Here is a 19,378-nt window from a genome sequence, read left to right as displayed (position 1 = left end):
TTCAATTGCGACCGCGCGCTGTCACAGCGGCGTTGGCGCTGAGGCCCTATAATTCCGCTTCCGCCTAAAAGGAGCCCGTGCTTCGTGCCGCCATCTTCTTCCGAGCCCATTCTCGAGTTGCGCAACGTCGATTTCGGCTACGACGAAGGGCGCCTCGTTCTTTCCAACCTGAACATGCGCTTCTCGCGCGGACAGGTCGTGGCCGTCATGGGCGGCTCCGGCTGCGGTAAAACAACGGTGCTGCGCCTGATAGGCGGCCTCGAGCGGGCGCGGCGCGGCGAAGTGAATTTTCACGGCCGCGACATGGGCAAGCAAACGCGCGAGGGGCTCTACGCCCTGCGCCGCGAGATGGGTATGCTGTTCCAGTTCGGCGCGCTTTTCACCGACATGTCGGTGTTCGAGAACGTGGCGTTCGCGCTGCGCGAGCACACGGATCTGCCGGAAGCGCTGATCCGCGATCTCGTACTGATGAAACTCAACGCAGTAGGCCTGCGCGGCGCGCGCGATCTTTCGCCGTCGCAGATCTCGGGCGGCATGGCCCGGCGCGTGGCGCTCGCGCGCGCGATCGCGCTCGATCCCGAACTGATGATGTACGACGAACCGTTTGCGGGGCTCGACCCGATCTCGCTCGGCATCACGGCCAATCTGATCCGCACGCTCAATCAGGCGCTCGGGGCCACGTCGATTCTCGTCACGCACGACGTCCCCGAATCGTTCGCGATCGCCGATTACGTCTACTTTCTCGCGAACGGCGGCGTGCTTGCCGAAGGTACGCCGGCCGAGCTGCGCGAGTCGGTCGACCCGTCGGTGCGACAGTTCATCGATGGCGCCCCCGACGGCCCGTTCCGTTTCCACTATCCGACGCAAACGCCGCTAGCGGCGGATTTCGGCATCGGCGGAGGGCGCGCATGATCGGCATGATCAGTTCGGTCGGGCGCTGGGTGCTCGACGGTGTTGCGCGCACGGGCTACGCCACGCGTATGTTCGTTCGCCTCGTGCTCGAGTTTTTCGCACTGCTGCGGCGCCCGAACCTTGTCATCAAGCAATTGTTGTTCGTCGGTAATTATTCGCTCGTGATCATCGCGGTCTCGGGGCTTTTCGTCGGCTTCGTGCTCGGGCTGCAAGGCTATTACACGCTCAACCGCTACGGCTCCGAGCAGGCCCTCGGGCTGCTCGTCGCGCTCTCGCTCGTGCGCGAGCTCGGGCCCGTGGTCACGGCGCTGCTTTTCGCGGGCCGCGCCGGCACTTCGCTTACGGCCGAGATCGGCTTGATGAAGGCTGGGGAGCAGTTGACGGCCCTGGAAATGATGGCCGTGGACCCGCTCTCCACCGTGATCGCGCCCCGCATGTGGGCGGGCATCATCGCGATGCCGCTGCTCGCCGCGATCTTCAGCGCCGTGGGCGTGCTGGGCGGCTATGTGGTGGGCGTGCTCATGATCGGGGTCGATTCCGGCGCGTTCTGGTCGCAGATGCAAGGCGGCGTGGAAGTGTGGGCGGACGTGGGCAACGGCGTGATCAAAAGCGTGGTGTTCGGCTTCGCCGTGACGTTCGTCGCGCTCTTTCAAGGCTACGAAGCGAAGGCGACGCCTGAAGGGGTTTCGCGCGCGACGACGCGCACCGTCGTCTACGCGTCGCTCGCCGTGCTCGGCCTCGATTTCCTGTTGACGGCATTGATGTTCAGCTAACCGGACGGTGTCGCTCACCCGCGACCCTCTCTTAGGATGACGATGAAAAAGACTGTTCTCGACTTCTGGGTCGGCCTGTTCGTGGTGCTCGGTTTCATTGCGCTGCTGTTTCTCGCGCTGAAGGCCGGCAACATGAGCTCGCTCTCGTTTCAGCCGACGTACCCCGTGAAGCTGAAGTTCGACAATATCGGGGGGCTCAAGGTCCGGGCGCCCGTCAAGAGCGCCGGCGTGGTCGTGGGCCGTGTGGCGTCGATCGGCTTCGATACGAACACTTATCAGGCCGTCGTCACGGTCGACCTCGATAAACAGTATCCGTTTCCGAAGGACTCGTCGGCGAAGATCCAGACGGCGGGCCTGCTCGGCGAGCAGTACATCGGGCTCGAGCCGGGCGGCGACACCGAAATGCTGAAAGCCGGTGACACGATCACGATGACGCAATCGGCCATCGTGCTCGAGAACCTCATCGGTCAATTCCTGTACGGCAAGGCTGCCGACGCGGGTGGCGCGAAGGCGGCGCCCGCGCCGGCGGTACCCGCGGCGCCGACGCCGCCCGCCGTATCCGCATCCGCGCCGGCCAGTGCCTCGGCGCCGGGGGCCGGCGGTTGATGGATTGCCATCAGTCGCCTGATTAGGCACTCATTACGGAGAATAACAATGCAGACCACGCGCGCCAAAAACGTGACGATGGCCATCGCGGCGGCGGTTCTCGCGGGATGTGCGTCGGTTCCGACGCCCACCCCGGGCGATCCGCTTGAGGGCTTCAATCGCGGAGTGTTCAAGTTCAACGATACGCTGGACCAGTACGCGCTCAAGCCGGTGGCGAAGGGCTATCAATGGGCCGTGCCGGAGCCCGTGCGCCGGAGCGTCACGAATTTCTTTTCGAATATCGGCGACGTCTATATCGCCGCCAACGAGATCGTGCAGTTGAAGATCGCCGATGGTGTCGGCGACATCATGCGCGTGGCGATCAATACGATCTTCGGGGTCGGCGGCCTGTTCGACGTGGCCTCGCAGGCACGGCTGCCCAAGCATGCCTCGGACTTCGGGGTGACGCTCGGCCATTACGGTGTGCCGTCTGGCCCGTACCTGGTGCTGCCGCTGCTCGGGCCGAGCACGGTGCGCGATGCGGCTGGCCTCGTCGTCGATTATTATGGCAATCCGCTCACGTACGTCGAGCCATCGTCGGTGAGCTGGGCTCTGTACGGCGTCAATCTCGTGAATACGCGCGCCAATTTGCTGACGACCGTGGATGTGCTGTCGGGCGCGGCGCTCGATAAATATTCCTTTATCCGCAACGCCTATTTGCAACGGCGGCGCTTCCTGATCACGGGTGGCGGCGACGGCCAGCCGCTGCCGGACTACGATCAATCGTTGCCGAAATACGACGACGACGGCGCGGGAACCGGTGCCGCCGCGGCGCCGGCCGGCGCGTCCGCACCGGCCACCGGGCAGGCCGCTTCGGCGGCGCAGGCGGAGGCCGCCTCGGCGGCGTCCGGCACGGCTGTCCCGGCCGCGGTAGGCGGCCCGGATACAGGTACCGTACCGGGGCAGCAATACGTGCCGCCGCCGCAACGCTCGGGTTTGCCCGTCATTCGTCTGAAGTAGCCGGGCCCGCACCGGTAACACTTGGACACGATTCTTGCTGTGCCGTGCGGGATTGTTATGAACTCGCACGGTATGGTGGGGCTCGAAAACTGAGCCTTTTAGATATCAGGGTTGACGATGAAAAGATTCTTTCTGATTTCTCTCTTTGCCGCGTTCGTCTCGTTTGGCGGCGCCGCTTTCGCCCAGCAGGCCACGGTCAACAGCGTCGATACGAACTCGCCCGACGCCATGATCAAGACTGTCACGACACAGGTGCTCGACACCATTCGTGCCGACAAGTCGATTCGCAGCGGCGACATCAACCGCATCACGGAAGTCGTCAACAAGCAGATCCTGCCCTACACCGACTTCCGGCGCACGACCCAGTTGGCGATGGGCCGCGCATGGCGCTCGGCTACGCCGCAGCAGCAGGATCAGATGGTCGAACAGTTCAAGATGCTGCTTATCCGCACGTATTCGGGCGCGCTGTCGCAATTCCGGGATCAGCAGGTGCAATTCAAGCCGTTCCGCGCGAACGCGGGCGATACCGACGTCGTCGTGCGCAGCTCGGTTATCAACAATGGCCAGCCCGTGGAACTCGACTACCGTCTCTACAAGACGGCGCAAGGCTGGCGGGTCTACGATCTGAACGTGGCCGGCGCGTGGCTGATCCAGGCTTACCAGCAGCAGTTCTCTCAGAAGATCAACGAAAGCGGCGTGCAGGGCCTGATCCAGTTCCTCACGCAGCGCAACGAGGAGCTTGCCGCCGGCAAGCAGCCGTCGTGAGCGCCGACGCCGGTCGTTTTTCGAGCGGCGCGACGCTCACCCATGCGAGCGCGAAGGCTGCGCTCGCGGCGGGTCTTGCGAGTATCGCGGGCGGGGCGACGGGCGTGGACTGCGCGCCGCTCGCCGAGTTCGACTCGTCGGCGCTGGCGGTGCTGCTCGCATGGCAGCGCGCCGCCGCTTCCCGCGGCGGCGCCTTCGACATCGTGAATCTTCCACAGGGGCTGGCGAGTCTCGCCGCCGTGTATGGCATCGACACCTTGCTGAGTCCGCAACGTCGGTCGGTGCCGGAGGGCGTCGCGGCGCCGCTCTGATCGCGGCACCTACGCCTCGCCGCCCGCGGCGGGGCGTCTCACGCCGTCGCATCAATTGCGGTGCTGGGTATCTGTGTTATCTCGATAATACGCGGGATGCGTATTACTCGAAATATTTCCGTGCAGTAAGCAATCTCAAAAAGAGTGCGGAAATATCTCTTGCCTTGGTCCGTGTATCCGAATTTCAGAGAGCCGGAATCGAACGGGTAGGTGATCCTGTACTATACGGGCGCTCTATTGCCTTGCGGCGATTCTTTGAATTGCCCACATTCACCGATTGATGAATCGTTTCCAACCCGGCCTGCTCGACAAGTTGTTCGGTGATAGTCCGAATGAGCCAGCGTCCGCCGTCGTACGGCAGTTGTCGCTGGATGAGCTCAAAGGCGCTGTTGCGCGGCATATCGAGTCGCTCCTCAATGCCCGCGTTGCGTTTACGGACGAACGTCTTGGGAAGTTCACCGAATGCAAGCGATCGGTACTGACCTATGGGCTGAACGATTTCGCGGGGCTGAGTCTCGCGAGCCATGACGACCGCACAACCATCTGCAATTCGATTGAGCGGGCGATCGAGCGACACGAGCCCAGGCTCAAGCAAGTGATGGTGAAACTGGAGCTCAACGCGCAGTCCACGAACGCGCTGTGCTTCGCCATTCAAGCATTACTGGTGGTGCATCCGGCGGAGGAGCCAGTCAATTTCGACGCCATGCTGCAACCGTCCACGCTGCACTATTCGGTCACTCGCGCGCGTACGAAAAGGCCCTGAAAGGGGCGCTTGCCGCGCAGCTGCACCGGCCGAATGACAAATAGATCCTGAGAGCCAGATGGAAGAACTGCTACCGCACTACGAGCGCGAATTATCGTATTTGCGCCGCTATGCCGGTCACTTTGCCGAGCGATACCCCAAGATTGCCGGACGGCTTGCGGCCACCGGCGAGCACGCCGACGATCCGCATATCGAGCAGATGATCAAGGCGATCGCTTTGCTCGACGCTCGGATCGGCAGGAAACTCGAGCATGATTATTCGCAATGCGTCGAGGCATTATTCGACGTTCTTCACCCCCACTATCTGCGGCCGTTTCCGGCCTGTTCGATCGCCCAGTTTTCCGTGGCGGCAACACATTTCGGCTCCGGCCCATGCTGCAAAACGCTCCAACGCGGCACGGAGCTGATCAGCCGGACGATCAACGGTGTCGAGTGCCGATTCAAGACGGCTTACGACGTGACGCTTGCGCCGCTAACGATCAGCGAGGCGCGCTATTCGCCGGCCGCCACCGCCCCTGTCGTGGTGCCGTTGCATGCGGCGGGGATCGTCTCCATTACATTCGAATCGGCAGCACCGAAGATCGATCTGTGTGCGCTCGGCGTACGTGCCGTGCGCCTGTATTTGAATGGCGAGCCCTCGTTCGTTGCCGCGCTCGCGGACGGTCTCTTCATCCATGCGTTGGCAAGCTACGTGGAGCTCGACAGCGATCGTCGCTGGAAGCCTTTGGCGGCAGTGCCGATCATGCAGGTCGGCTTTGGCGAGGAAGACGCACTGCTCGATTATCCGACGCGGTCTCATCCGGCATACCGACCGCTATCCGAGTATTCCGGCTTCCAAGAGAAGTTCGATTTCGCCGATGTCGATCTCGGCGCGATGCTCGATACGGCAGGGGCATGCCGGCGGGTGACGCTGCATTTGATTCTCAAGGAGGGACACGGCAACCCCCTCGCTGGACGGCTGCTGGAGACGTTGTCGGCGGCGCATTTCAAGCTGTTTGCGACGCCCGTCGTCAACCTGTGTCAGCGGCCCGGCGAACCCATTCGCGTGACGCACTGCGAACTCGCGTATCCGGTTGTGGCGGATGCACGTCACGCGAGCGCTTACGACATTTATTCGATCGACGCCGTGCGCCTTGTACGCCAAACGCCCGAGCGTGAGGCCATCATCGACTTCAGGCCGTTCTTTTCGCTGCGATACGGCGAAGATGAGCAACACGCATATTATTGGTTCGCTCATCGCGACGAGGCGGTGGCTTCGATGAGTCCCGGCTACGAAACGGAGATTTCCGTGATCGACACCGGGTTTGACCCGACCACCGCTCAAACGGATACGTTGAGCCTTGAACTCACCTGTACCAACCGGGACCTACCGTCGAGGCTCGCCGTGGGGCTCGAGGGTGGCGACCTTTTCTTGGACGAGGGTGCTGGCGACGGCTTGGTGGCCGGTATCGCGATGCTCCGCCGGCCGACGCAAACCCTGCGTTTCGAGCGCAGCGACGAGTTGCCGTTGCGGCTGACCTCGCACCTGGCGCTCGACCATGTTTCTCTGACAGATATGCACGCCGAAGCGCTCAAAGCAGTGCTGGCGTTATACGACCTGCGGCGTTCCGTCGTATCGTCGCGTCATATCGACGGAATCGTGGGCATCGAGCCGCGCGACGCCGTGCGGGAGCTGCCCGGCAACCCGTTTACGACGGCCGTGCAAGGTGTCGAAGTGCGTTTGACCATCGACGAAGGCCATTTCGTCGGAAGCAGCATCGCGACGTTCGTGGGCGCGATCAATACGTTTCTCGGATATTACGTCCAGCTCAACAGCTTTGTGCAATTGACAGTCGTGTCGGCGCATACGGGCCACGAGATCGTGCGGTGCAGGCCGCGCAGTTGCGATTTGGTGTTTGAGTAATAAGAGGAAGCCTTTGCCGATGAGTGCAAAACACGACGACTACGACGACGACCTGCTGCGGCACTATTACGAGCGGGAACTCGAACGCCTGCGCCGCGAGATGCATGCCTTCGCACAGCGGCATCCACAAGCCGCGGCGCGACTGTCGATCAACAGCGATGGACGTTCCGACGATGCGGGCGTCGAACGGCTGGCACAGTCGGCGGCACTGCTCCACGCGCGCCACAGTGCAAAAATCGACGACGACTATCCTGAGTTGTCCGAGGCGCTGATACAGCGATCGTATCCACAGTATCTGCGGCCCTTCCCCTCGTGCGCGCTCGCCCAGTTCGACGTGGAAGGCGTGTTCGACAGCTTGGCCGAATGCGTCCGGATCGCTCGCGGCACGCGGCTGCAGACCACGGTCGGCCAGTACGTTTTTCGAACTCGCTATGAGGTGGTGCTTGCGCCTTTGCGGATCGCGCGTGCCCGGTACCTGCCGACGCTGGCTGTGCCGGCCAGCGTGACGTTGCCGCCGGATACGAGCGGCATGCTCTCCGTGAGCTTTGCTGCGACAAAAGCCGGCGCTGGCACAAGTGGTGCGATGCCGGCGACATTACGCACTCACATTGCGGGTCAACCCCCGATAGTGGCGGCGCTCATCGACACCTTGCTGCTGCGCGCGACGACCGCGTATGTGGAGGACGGTAGCGGACGTTGGACACGTTTGCCTGCCGTCCCCATCGCGGCCGTGGGCTTCGGCCCCGAAGACTGGCTCTTTACCGATCCCACGGAACCGGGCCGAGCGTTAGGGCTGCTTGGCGAGTACTTCGCATTCGCCGGACGTTTTCATTTCGTCGATATCGATTTCGCTTTGCTGCATGCCGCGGCGCCCGGCGAGCAACTGACGCTGCATGTGTTCGTAGCCGGCGCGCCGGCGGGTTCGCGCACTGCCCAGCAGCTTGTGCATGTGTCCGCGGATCACCTGAGGCTCTTCTGTACGCCCGTCGTCAATTTGTTCGAAAAGAAAGACGTGCCGCTCAAACACGATCAGAACAGTGGTGATTGGCCAATTGAAGCGCAGAGCAAGAACGACTCGTTCACCGAAGTGTGGTCCGTCGATAGCGTGTGCACGGAGCACGGCATCCCCCTGCGCTCATCGGCGGCGCTCATGACCAGCCAAGCGAGTCATGCGCAGCCCCGATGGACGCTCGTACAGCGCAGCGTTCCGTCTGCGTCCGATGCTGACCGGCGGGCGGCACTGCGCCTTTCCGGTGCCGACGGTTCCGTGGGCGGTGGCGGTGATATTGACACGTTGCGGGCCGACGTTACTTGCACCAATGGCGACCTGCCTCGCTCATTGCACTTGGGTGCCCCGGAAGGCGATATGCGGCCGGAGGGCAAGGCGGCGATCACCAAGAAAGTCACGCTGCTCCAGGTGCCGACGGCCGTCGGGCGCTTTTCGCGTACCAACGGCGCGCTGTGGCGGCTTATCGATCAGCAGACCACGCACGCTGCGCGACTCACTCAGGCCGGCCTGCCGGCCTTCAAAGAACTGCTCCAGCAGTTTGCCGCGCTGTCGCCCGCACAGGCACGGCATATCGACGGGATCACGGGTCTTCGCCACCGGTTGGTTACGACGCTGATCGCAAGGGCGTCGCAACCGGCCATGGTGCGCGGCATGGAGGTCACATTGGAGATTGACGAGCAGCTTTTCGTCGCCAACAGCATTGCCGTGTTTGCGGGAGTCATGGAGCGCTTCTTTGCGTCCTATGTCAGCGCCAACAGCTTTGTTCAATTGGTTATCGTGTTTCTCGGTGGCGAAGTCTTGTGGCGCGGCGAGCCCGTGAAAGGTGCCATTCCGTTGGTCTAAGAACGCACTCTATTGAGCAATAGTTGCCGATTGTTTGCAATCAATCGGAAATGTTTTCCGTGGAATGCCAGTCACTCCGAATCCCAGGTCGGACTGTTCTGCCATAACGGCATTCTGTGTAAAATCGCGCGACCTGGATTGCCGGCTCCTTGACTGGCGTGAAAATGAATACAAATCTGTCTGTTCAAGATCTGCGAAAGATTGCCGCCGGGATGCAGCATAAGCGGCTATTGACGTTGACCTTTCCGCAGGGCGATGCCCCGCACGACATCCTGTTGGCGAACCGCTTCGAAGGTGAAGAGCACCTGTCGCGCGATTTCCGGTTCGTTATCGAGATACTGTCCGATAACGCAAAGCTCGAGCCAAGGGATTTCGTGGGCAAGCTGATCGTGGTGCAATTGCTGCGCAACGACGGGAGCTTTCGTTATTTCAACGGTCACGTCTTTTCGTTTCGGCTGGTGCGAACCGATGGCGGAATTGCGACTTACGAAGCGGACGCCGGTCCCTGGATGCGATATCTGACGTTCCGCAAGAATAACCGGCTGTTTTTAAATCAGGCAATTCGCGGCCAGACGGCTACGATCCTCAGAGACTACGGCACGCTGCCGGTATGGGAGTGGAAGGTCTACGAGAAGGACCCTTCGATGACCATGGCGTGCCAGTTCGACGAGCACGACCACAATTACGTTCATCGCCGCTGGGAGCACTTGGGCTTGTGCTATTGGTACGAGCATACGGCGACCGAGCACAAGCTGATCGTGTCCGATCCGATGCGTACGGAGCCGGCGATCGACGGCAGCACCCCCGAGATCCCCTACCAGACGCAGGCCGGCTCGCAGGAGGCGGATGGTATCGCGTCGTGGTCGATCATCGAGTACACCACGCCCACGCACATCGCTCAGTCACGCACCGACTTCAAGGCCCGGCCTGATCTGAATGCGCGAACCGGCGGCTTCGTCGATGCGCGGACCGACGCGTGGGCTCGCGATGGCGGACAGAAGCTGGAATGGTACGAATACGCCGGCGCATATGGGCATCGCGATACAGAGGATGGGCAGGAGCAAACCAGCCGGCGCATCGAGGCGATCGAAGCGAGTGCGCGGCAGTACGAGGCGAGCGGGAACAATCGTTTCGTCATGCCGGGACGGTGGTTTCAACTGACGGACCACTTCGGCCACCCGATCAGTAACAACAGTCACGACGACGAATACTTGATCGTATCCGCGCGTCATATGGCGACGAACAATTACCTTCAGGGCGCCAATGCACAGGCGACCTACAACAACACGTTTACGTGCGTGAGCAAGCGCACGCCGTGGCGGCCGCTGCGTGGGTACAACAGCGTCGATACGCGGATTCTGGTACCGCAGACGGCAACGGTGGTCGGCCCCGAGGGCGAAAGCCTCTACACGGACGAGTACGGCCGTTGCCTCGTGCAGTTCCACTGGGACCGGGAGGGGAAGTACACGACGTGGGTGCGCGTGTCGAGCGGGTGGGCGGGTGGCGCTCAAGGCATGAGTGCGCTGCCTCGGATCGGCTCCGAGGTTCTGGTGATGTGGCTCGATGGGAACCCGGATCATCCGATCGTTGTCGGCCGCGTGGGGGGCGCAATGAACCCGCCGGCGTGGCGGCTGCCGCATCAACGGGCGTTGACGGGTATCCGCAGCCGCGAGTTGTTGGGCGATGCCGGTAACCAGGGTGGTGGCCGAAGCAATCACCTGGTCTTTGACGATACCGCCGAGGCCATTCAGGTCCAGCTACGGTCCGATCAGGCTGCCAGTCAGCTATCGCTCGGCAGTATTACGCGGATCGAGGACTGGCAGGGCAGACAGGATGCGCGTGGCGAAGGGTTCGAACTGCGCACCGATGCAGTCGGAGCGATTCGCTCCGGCCAGGGCATGCTCGTCAGTACTGAAGCTCGTCTGTCGGGCAAGTCGCATATCGCGGATATAGGCGAGCCGGCGTCGCGTCTTGCGCAAGCGCAAACTCAGCATGACCAACTCGGCAAATTGGCCCAACAGCATCAGGCGCAGGACAGTGGCGGCGATCAGAGCGGCGTGGCCGATGCGTTGCAAGGGCAGGTCGAAGGCATCAGGGGCCGTGCAGGTGGCGGTGGTTCGTTTCCCGAACTGAGCGACCCGCACTTGCTGCTCGCAGGCGCGAGTGGGCTGCAAGCCACGACGCCCGCGACGGTTCATGTCAGTGGCGGCGAGCACATTGCGCTCACGGCGGGCCGGAGCGTATCGGTTGCGGCCGGCAAATCGCTGCTGGCGAGCGTACGCGACAAGATCAGCCTCTTCGCGCACAGCCTTGGAATCAAGTTGTTTGCGGCCAAGGGACCGGTCGAAATCCAGGCGCAAAGCGACAAGATGGCGCTCGCGGCCCTCAAGGACCTCTCGATTGCTAGCACGGACGGAAAGGTTGTCATCACCGCGGACAAGGAAGTATGGATTGGAGCGGGTGGCTCCTATATTCGGATCACGGCCGAAAAGATCGAGAACGGCACATCGGGGGAGATTTTGGAAAGGTGCGCATCGTGGGATAAGCCGGGGCCATCGTCGATGCGCTTGCCCGCCGAGGTCCCTCTCTCGAAGGGCTGCTCGTGGAAGACCGCGGCTGCGTCCGCTGACAGTGCTTCAAGCGTCGTATTGGAGTAGGGCGATGAACCATCAGCAGACGGACAGACTCACCAATTCCGACGGCGAGGTGGATGAGACCGCGCGCATCGAATCATTGACCGCCGCCCTCACGGGGTGGTTTGGTCGGCATCGGGAAATGCACTGCTTCCTTGCAGTCGACCCGAGCCAGAGAGACTTGATCGAATCGGAAGCGGACGGCGGCGAGCCGTTCGCCAGCCAGCGTCGCGCTGATGTGGTCATCGAGCACGAAGCGTTTCCTGATGCGCACCGTCCCTACCTCCTGGAACTCGACCTATCGACCCGCGCAGGCGCCGACGCGCTGGCGCAGAGCGTGAGTGTAGCGTTCGAGGACCGACGCCCGGAATCCATGGCCGAGGGGCTGGGACAGCGCGTCGGAGGATGGTTGGCGAGTTCTATCGCGATCGACGAAGTCGCCGCGCACTGGTCCCGCCTCATGCTTCAGCGCGACGAGAGCGGTCGGGCCTGCATGCTGCGTTTCTTCGATTCTCGTGCCCTGGCTTTGTTATGGCCCATCCTGTCACCCGCGCAGCAACAAACGGTGCTGGGGCCGGCACGGGCATGGCATGTTCTCGACGCTGGTGCGAGACCGAGCGTCCACTTGGCTTCTCTGGAGCCACGCGCGCGCTTTTCCCTTTCGGTTGAGCAGTGGCGGGCAGTCCATCGACATGGTCTCGTCAATCGCGCGCTCGCATTGCATGCGCGGGCGTGTGATCGACAACCCGAATCCGGCGAGATCGAGACTGCCGTTGCGGCTGCTGCACGGGCCGAGCAATACGGGTTGCTTGATCGTGAGGACTGGATTGCGTTTATCGGCCATGCGCTGTCGTGGCACCCGCAGTTCGACTTACACCCGAAGGTGTTGCAATTGCTGGCCCATCGGGCCGCCGACGATTTTTATACCGGCGAGATCTCGCAGCTATCGGCGGTCGAGATCGATGAGATCCGCGAGGGCGCTTGGTACCAGCGTCTGCGTAGCTCGGTTTCCCAATAAGGCAGCCACGGGAACGCAAGGAATTCGATACGACGACAACGTATGCCAAAGAACCACCAGAAGTGTGTGAATTGCGAAAAAACCGGCTTGCCGATTCTGCCGGTGCGCTATTCTGCCTTGCCGAAAAACGTCAAGGCCGCGATGCCAGGGGGAATGGGCGGCGCGCGCGTGACCGATGTTGCACTGGATGCGCACCATTACGGGTTGCGCACGCTGCGTGAAGGGTGGGTCTTTCTCTTCTACGAGATCGGTCCGCGCGGCAATCGATACTGGGAAGCATATAAGGTGACGGCGGATGGGCGCCTCTGGAAGCAGACACTGCCGTTGCCGAGGGTGCCGATCACCGATCCTGCGTGTGCGCAAAGCGCGATTACGGTCCCGATGGACCTCATTGCAATCGAGCGGCCGGAAAAGTGCACGGGCCGTGTCTTCGTGGCGTTTTCGGAGCACGCCTGGCATCGGGAGGTTTTCGACCGATACGCCAGTGACGACGCGCTAAGAGAGGCGCGAATGCAGTTCATCGAGCCGTCGAAGTGGATCGCGAGCGGCACGGACGCCAGCGGACATGCAATTGTAGCGACCGCGCAGGCAATCGACGAGGTGATCGAATATATGCCCGGCTTCGATCCGAAGCTGCTGTCGCTTCCTGACGACAAGCAGTCGTTCAGCGACGAAAAGGGCGGGTACAAGTCAGGCTGGTTAACGCGCGAAGTCACACGCTATCCCGCATATATTCGGCAGGCTTCGCCTGCTTCGGCGAGTCAGGCGCTCGTGAGGTTGATGGAGCGGATCGGCGCGAAGGAAGTCGATTCCGAAAACGGAGACGCGCATCATCCGCCGATGATGCTCGCGCTGTGGGACAGTATCGGCACCGTGCATGAACTGAACGGATTCCGCGGAGACCCCGTGGCTTGGCTCGATCGATACGTGACCAAGGAGCGCACGCTGCAAGTCGGCGCGCTCCATGACATCGATACGGCTCACGCCATCGTGCAGTCGAACACCAATCAGGCGTTGAGCAATCAAGAGGCGATGGCGAGACAGGCGCAGTCGATGACGGCGCTTGGCCGGCCCGGTGCACAAAGTGCACTGGCGGGACAGCGAGCGCGTGCATTGGCGGGGGCGGACCCGGCGCGAGCGGCACAGATCAACGCCTACTATGACGACATGAACTGGATGGCCGCCAACGACATTCCGGGTAGTTACCAGAACAGGCTCGTCCAAATGGGGCAGATGAGTTCGGCGGGGAGCGCGAGGTCGGGCGTGCCGTATATCGGAGCGTATCGCGATCAAATCATGAGTGAGGCGCGCGCCTATGCCCAGGCGAAGCCGGGCGCGCACGATCGCAACCTCACTACGATGACGCGTTATAACTGGTCGAAGTACGAAGCGAGGCTCAAGCCTCAGGACATCGAGAAATTCCGCGGCAACTACAAGGCGCTTCAGTCCGCGGTGTTTGACCTGCAGGAGGCGCGCAGCGCCGACGTGGGCAAATGGTTGCAGGCCAAATTGTTTCTGGACACGCTCGAGGACTACCAATCGAGCGATTTGCTCGATGCCGTCGCTTTCGAGGTGGTGATTACCGACGCGCTTGCCGGCATCGGCTCCACGCCGAAGGGCAAGGCCATCCTCGATGCGCTCGTCACGCAATGGGACCCCGCTCAGCCGGCGAGCCTGATCTGGCGTGTGATTGCGATGAACCAAAAAGATGCTCGCAAGGAGTTGGGGCAATTGCTGAAGACGGCGCAGGCCAAGAAGGATGTGCCGCTGGAGTCGGGGCAGGGGCAGGCAAGCGTGGGGCATAGCCCGGGCGTCGATGCGGTGATTTCCGCGGCGGGGATGATCGGCAAGCTCAACGGGTACTACAAGTACCTTTCGAAGCTTGCGCTGGAATCCGATGTGAAGAAGATCTCGCCGCTGGGCGGGCTGCTAAAGCGTCTTGAAATCGATACGTTCGGGATGACGGTCGGGGACGCGATTTTTTCCAAGTTTCGCGTTAACCAAATGGGCGATTTCGTCGGAGAGAAGATCATTCAGTCGGTCTTTCTGCAGCGTGCGGGCGTTTCGTATTCCGATGCCATGATGCTGGTTCGTAAGCAGGCGGAGCTGGAAAAGCTGAGCCGCGTGCAGACGGTCGAGCGCTTGCTGACGGCGCGTTCGATATTGCAAACTGGGTCGCCAACAGATGTGCCCAAGCCGACCCAAGCCCTCTATGATGTGTGGGGCGGAATGAAGTCGACCGATGACGGCGTGAAGGCGTTGAGGTCGAGCCGGATCGCGGTGGTCGCGGCGCTAATGGAGACGGTTAACTTTTACAAAATCATGACCGCTGCCAAGGATCGGGACACCGAGATCAAGCTCGCGCAGTCGGGCGCTTCGATGCTGTCGTCGCTGATTACCATCACGATGACGCCTTTCTATGGAGCGCTGAAGGGTTCCTATCGCACGCAAGGTTGGAAGCTGGTGGGCGGCGGGTTGAGCAGTTTTGGTACGTTTATTTCGGCTTGGATGGATGGCGAGAAGTCACGTGATGGGTTCGAGAAGGGCCAGTACGACATATTTTTGCTTTATTTCGCGAAGGCTGGAATTGAGGTCGGCATTGGCGGAGCGATCTTGATTGATGCGGCCTGCACCTCTTCAAAGTTGCTCAAGAAGGTCGCAGGCCGGTACGGTGTAAACGTTGTTGTCGCGGCGGTAGAAACGATTCCTGGTCGAGTGATAGCATCGACAATAATGCGAACGGTCGGCATGCTGATTGGCTGGGAGGCAACGGTGGGGTTGGTTGTGCTTCAGATTATGGCAGAGTGGATCACGCCAAATGAATTGGAAAGCTGGTGTTCGCGATGTGCTTTTGGTACCGGCCGCGAAACTCAATTTCGGATCGCGGATCACGACGTTGCACGCTATGAGGACCCTTCCCTTCAGGAGAAGGATTTTATCGACGCTATGACCAAGCTCTCATGAAGAAATGGAAATCGACCAATTCGCTAATGTTGCTGAAGGGAACGATTGCAGGACTAGAACGTTCGCGTCGTAGTCACGACTTTATTCTGACAGAACTTCAGCGCCAACAAGTCAGTGCTGCAGCAATTGCCGCCTCGGCTATGGGTATGGGTGCAACCGGCGTAGGCCTGATCGGCATGGCGGGGAACTCCGATGAAGAGGCTGATTGGGTTGAGTTCGAACTTGACGGCAAGCAAGTTACCGGATGGCTTTGGATGATGCCGATGCGCAACGGCGATAACGTCGAAGTCGTCGCTGAATGTATTGACGGTCGCTACGTTGCGTATGCAGTCAAGCGCGGGACTGACGACCTGCTTGCGGTGTATCCGCATGCTACGGCGGGAAGAAAGGTGCATTATCGTAGATCGGTAAAAATATGGTTGTGGATCTCATTGATTATTTATCTAGTTGTGTGGTTGATGTTGTTGATTCCGGGTTGGCGATCCTTTTTGGGTTGGCATGGGCTGTTGTTTGGGGTATTGCCGACGTTTATTTTTTGGATGATGATGTCCGGATTCTTTGCTTTTCGAGTTTCACGAAAATTTATGGGTTTTGTGCAGATTGCAGAGCGGATCTTCAGGGCCTTTGGGTGGCCTGATGTCGAAAACATCGATCTGCGGAGAACGTCACGGGAGCACCGTCGAGAGAATAGGCTGCCAAATTTTGGAAATTTGTATTTTCGCTACAAGTAGGATTTGTACCCCGGCACAACGAGGATGATGCAGATACTGCGATCAAACGTACATGAAGAAACGGGAGCCTAGCAATTCAACCGCATTGCTGAGGGGAGTGATCTCGGGGCTGGAGCGATCGCGCCGTAGCCACAACCTTATTCTGACGGAGCTTCAGCACCAACAGGTCGGTGCGGCGGCAATTGCGGCCTCGGCCATGGGCATGGGCGCGGCAGGCGCCGGCCTGATCGGTATGGCGGGAAATTCTGATGAAGAAGCGGATTGGGTGGAGTTCGAGATCGACGGTAAAAAGATCACGGGCTGGCTCTGGATGATGCCGATGCGCAATGGTGACAAGGTTGAGGTTGTTGCTGAGCGTATTGCAGAAGACCTTTACGTTGCGTATGCGGTGAAGCGCGACGGAGATGAACTGCTTGCTGTGTATCCGCATGCGACTTCTGGAAGGAAGGTGCATTACCGTAGGTCGCTTAAAATATGGTTGTGGTGCTCGTTGCTGTTGTACTTAATGTTGCCATTCATGTTTCTAGTCACGGATGGTGTGGAAATTTTTCTTGATGTTGGGATGGTTGTAACTCTTGGTGCAATACTTATTTTCTGGATGGTGATGTCGGGTTTTGTGGAAATCGCGGAGGAAGTTTTCAGAACATTTGGTTGGCCAAATGTTGAGAACATCGATCTGCGGAGAACATCAAGGGAGCACCGTCGGGGGAATAAGCCTCCAAACTTCGGCAACTTGTATTTTCGCTACAAGTAAGGATTCGCATTGCTGCACAGGAGCATAATGCAGATGCTACTTCCGCTACAAATAGCGGTAGCTTCGTCAGCGCCAAGCTTCCCAGGGATGCTGGCGCCTTCAAAACTCGCGCCGAATCGAACTGGCGCGCGCCAGCGACTTACTCTGCAGGAGAACAAACAGGACATGATGGATCTCATACGAGTGGGCGACGACACAGATCACGGCGGTAAAGTCATCACAGGCTCGTCGACGATGCGCTTTGACAGCCGCTTCGTCGCGCGCAAGGGCGACGAGGTATCGTGTCCCAAGCACCCGGATGTGAAGCCGAACCTGATTGAGGAAGGTGACGAATCGATGACGGACAACGGTGTTCCGATTGCCCGGCACGGTCATCGCGCCACCTGTGGCTGCCACCTGATTTCGAGCCTCGTGTAGGGGGCGTGCGGGTCCGGCCGCCTTCACCTTCGCTGCGGCGCAGCAACCACAGCCTACGGTCCGCTGCCGCGCCCCGGCCTCAAAGCCCCAGCGCCCTCCACAGCCGACTTGCCCTATAATCAACCGTTTTTCCGGGCATCCGTTCGGCCCCGATTTTTCGGCCGATGGCCCCACGCCGTTGCCGGCGCCGGGTCTGCTCACGTCTAAACAAAGGCGCGCCGCCGAGAACGGCCGCGCACATCCATGTCAGCCATAGAGATCCGCAACGTCAAGAAGCGCTACAAGGCTTTGCAAGCGCTCAAGGGCGTCAGCTTGACGGTCGACGAGGGCGAGTTCTTTGGCCTGCTCGGCCCCAACGGCGCAGGCAAGACGACGCTCATCAGCATCCTCGCCGGGCTCGCCCGCGCCGACGAAGGCAGCGTTTCCGTGCTCGGCCACGATGTCGTGAGCGACTTTCGCCACGCGCGCCGCGCGCTCGGAGTGGTCCCGCAGGAACTCGTCTTCGACCCGTTCTTCACCGTCCGCGAGACGCTGCGGATCCAATCGGGTTATTACGGCCTGCGCCACAACGACGACTGGATCGACGAAGTGATGGCCAACCTCGATCTGACCGAGAAGGCCGATGCGAACATGCGTGCGCTTTCGGGCGGCATGAAGCGGCGCGTGCTCGTTGCGCAGGCGCTGGTGCACCGCCCGCCGGTGATCGTGCTCGACGAGCCCACCGCCGGCGTGGACGTCGAATTGCGCCAGACGCTCTGGAAATTCATCTCGCGCCTGAACCGCGAAGGGCACACGATCGTGCTGACCACGCACTATCTCGAAGAAGCCGAATCGCTCTGCGATCGGATCGCCATGCTCAGGCGCGGCGAGGTCGTCGCGCTCGACCGTACGAGCGCGCTGCTTGCACGCTTCGCCGGCATGCAGCTTTTCGTGCGCCTCGCGCAAGGCATGCTGCCGGCCGAGTTGCGCGCGCTCGAAGTCGAGCCCGCGGCACCGGGCGCTCGGTCGCATCTGCTGCGTCTGTCGAACTACGACGAAGTGGAGTCGATCCTCGCGCGCTGCCGCGCCGCCGGCTGCGCCTTCGACGAAATCGACGTGCGCAAGGCCGATCTCGAGGACGTCTTCGTGCAACTGATGAAGGGTCCGGAACTGGTGGAGGGGCTCGCATGACCGAGAAGCTCCACGCGCGCCTCGAGGTGCTGCCGGCCGAGGCGAGCGGCTTTCGCACACTGTTTTACAAGGAAATCCTGCGCTTCTGGAAGGTGTCGTTCCAGACGGTGCTCGCACCGGTGGTGACGGCGCTGCTCTATCTGACGATCTTCGGCCATGCGCTGCGCGACCGCGTCGAGGTCTACCCCGGCGTCGAATACACGAGCTTCCTCGTTCCCGGCCTCGTGATGATGAGCATGCTGCAAAACGCATTCGCCAACAGCTCGTCGTCGCTGATCCAATCGAAGATCACGGGCAACCTGGTTTTCGTGCTGCTGCCGCCGCTCACATATTGGGACATGTTCGCGGCCTATGTGCTGGCGTCGGTCGCCCGCGGGCTCGCGGTCGGCGTGGGCGTGTTCGTGGTGACGATCTGGTTCGTGCCAGTGGCGTTTGCGGCGCCGCTCTATATTCTCGCGTTCGCCGTGTTGGGCTCGGCGATGCTCGGCACGCTCGGGCTGATCGCGGGCATCTGGGCCGAGAAATTCGACCAGCTGGCCGCATTCCAGAACTTCTTGATCATGCCGCTCACGTTCCTCTCGGGCGTGTTTTATTCGACGCATTCGCTGCCCGGCATCTGGCAGCACGTGTCACGGCTCAATCCGTTTTTCTACATGATCGACGGCTTCCGCTACGGCTTTTTCGGTGTTTCGGATGTCGATCCGCTGGCAAGCCTGGCCGTCGTCGCTGTCTTTCTGGCGCTGATTGCCGCCCTCGCGATGCGCCTCATCGCGTCCGGCTACAAGCTGCGCCACTGAACTGTATACG

At 61.0% G+C, this 19,378-nt stretch carries 17 protein-coding genes; all 17 read left to right on the top strand.

Annotation, left to right across the window (positions count from 1 at the left end; genetic code table 11):
* Positions 1-84 precede the first annotated feature (84 nt).
* Positions 85-912, top strand: coding sequence for an ABC transporter ATP-binding protein (locus tag U0034_RS07710; RefSeq protein ID WP_085228261.1), 828 nt, complete (start codon positions 85-87; stop codon positions 910-912).
* A 5-nt stretch (positions 913-917) separates the two neighbouring features.
* Positions 918-1,685: a lipid asymmetry maintenance ABC transporter permease subunit MlaE gene (gene mlaE / locus U0034_RS07705; RefSeq protein ID WP_085228352.1), complete on the top strand. Its 768-nt coding sequence runs from the start codon at positions 918-920 to the stop codon at positions 1,683-1,685.
* 36 nt (positions 1,686-1,721) lie between these two features.
* Positions 1,722-2,291: an outer membrane lipid asymmetry maintenance protein MlaD gene (mlaD, locus tag U0034_RS07700; RefSeq protein ID WP_085228260.1), complete on the top strand. Its 570-nt coding sequence runs from the start codon at positions 1,722-1,724 to the stop codon at positions 2,289-2,291.
* 48 nt (positions 2,292-2,339) lie between these two features.
* Positions 2,340-3,290, top strand: coding sequence for an MlaA family lipoprotein (locus tag U0034_RS07695; RefSeq protein ID WP_085228259.1), 951 nt, complete (start codon positions 2,340-2,342; stop codon positions 3,288-3,290).
* 117 nt (positions 3,291-3,407) lie between these two features.
* Positions 3,408-4,055, top strand: coding sequence for an MlaC/ttg2D family ABC transporter substrate-binding protein (locus tag U0034_RS07690; RefSeq protein WP_085228258.1), 648 nt, complete (start codon positions 3,408-3,410; stop codon positions 4,053-4,055).
* Positions 4,052-4,366 (top strand): STAS domain-containing protein, encoded by a 315-nt coding sequence (locus tag U0034_RS07685; RefSeq protein WP_085228257.1) that lies wholly within the window; start codon positions 4,052-4,054, stop codon positions 4,364-4,366. Before U0034_RS07690 ends, U0034_RS07685 begins: the two co-directional genes overlap by 4 nt.
* 280 nt (positions 4,367-4,646) lie before the next feature.
* Positions 4,647-5,129: a type VI secretion system baseplate subunit TssE gene (tssE, locus tag U0034_RS07680; RefSeq protein WP_085228256.1), complete on the top strand. Its 483-nt coding sequence runs from the start codon at positions 4,647-4,649 to the stop codon at positions 5,127-5,129.
* A gap of 58 nt (positions 5,130-5,187) precedes the next feature.
* Positions 5,188-7,032, top strand: coding sequence for a type VI secretion system baseplate subunit TssF (gene tssF / locus U0034_RS07675; protein ID WP_085228255.1), 1,845 nt, complete (start codon positions 5,188-5,190; stop codon positions 7,030-7,032).
* 19 nt (positions 7,033-7,051) lie between these two features.
* Positions 7,052-8,884 (top strand): type VI secretion system baseplate subunit TssF, encoded by a 1,833-nt coding sequence (gene tssF / locus U0034_RS07670; RefSeq protein ID WP_085228254.1) that lies wholly within the window; start codon positions 7,052-7,054, stop codon positions 8,882-8,884.
* A gap of 212 nt (positions 8,885-9,096) precedes the next feature.
* On the top strand, positions 9,097-11,541 hold the full coding sequence (locus U0034_RS07665) for a type VI secretion system Vgr family protein (RefSeq protein WP_233212027.1): 2,445 nt from the start codon (positions 9,097-9,099) through the stop codon (positions 11,539-11,541).
* A 4-nt stretch (positions 11,542-11,545) separates the two neighbouring features.
* A complete protein-coding gene (locus U0034_RS07660; RefSeq protein WP_085228252.1) occupies positions 11,546-12,535 on the top strand; it encodes a DUF4123 domain-containing protein in 990 nt (329 codons plus the stop codon).
* Between the two features lie 42 nt (positions 12,536-12,577).
* Positions 12,578-15,499, top strand: a complete 2,922-nt coding sequence (locus U0034_RS07655; protein WP_085228251.1) for a T6SS effector BTH_I2691 family protein — start codon at positions 12,578-12,580, stop codon at positions 15,497-15,499.
* Positions 15,496-16,230 carry a putative type VI secretion system effector gene (locus U0034_RS07650; protein ID WP_085228250.1) on the top strand — a complete coding sequence of 245 codons (735 nt, stop codon included), beginning with the start codon at positions 15,496-15,498 and terminating at the stop codon, positions 16,228-16,230. The genes U0034_RS07655 and U0034_RS07650 overlap by 4 nt, the downstream gene beginning before the upstream one ends.
* Before the next feature lie 52 nt (positions 16,231-16,282).
* On the top strand, positions 16,283-16,984 hold the full coding sequence (locus tag U0034_RS07645) for a putative type VI secretion system effector (protein ID WP_085228249.1): 702 nt from the start codon (positions 16,283-16,285) through the stop codon (positions 16,982-16,984).
* A 165-nt stretch (positions 16,985-17,149) separates the two neighbouring features.
* Positions 17,150-17,401 (top strand): PAAR domain-containing protein, encoded by a 252-nt coding sequence (locus U0034_RS07640; protein ID WP_085228351.1) that lies wholly within the window; start codon positions 17,150-17,152, stop codon positions 17,399-17,401.
* A gap of 243 nt (positions 17,402-17,644) precedes the next feature.
* Complete coding sequence (locus U0034_RS07635) at positions 17,645-18,571, top strand: ABC transporter ATP-binding protein (RefSeq protein WP_085228248.1); 927 nt, start codon at positions 17,645-17,647, stop codon at positions 18,569-18,571.
* The gene (locus U0034_RS07630; RefSeq protein WP_085228247.1) at positions 18,568-19,368 is read left to right on the top strand and encodes an ABC transporter permease; all 801 of its coding nucleotides are present in this window, start codon (positions 18,568-18,570) and stop codon (positions 19,366-19,368) included. The genes U0034_RS07635 and U0034_RS07630 overlap by 4 nt, the downstream gene beginning before the upstream one ends.
* The last annotated feature ends 10 nt before the right edge of the window (positions 19,369-19,378 follow it).

It is taken from the genome of Trinickia caryophylli (assembly GCF_034424545.1).
GTDB classification, from domain to species: Bacteria; Pseudomonadota; Gammaproteobacteria; order Burkholderiales; family Burkholderiaceae; genus Trinickia; species Trinickia caryophylli.
Note: the sequence above shows the minus strand (reverse complement) of the source record. Positions and strands in the feature narration are given on the sequence as shown.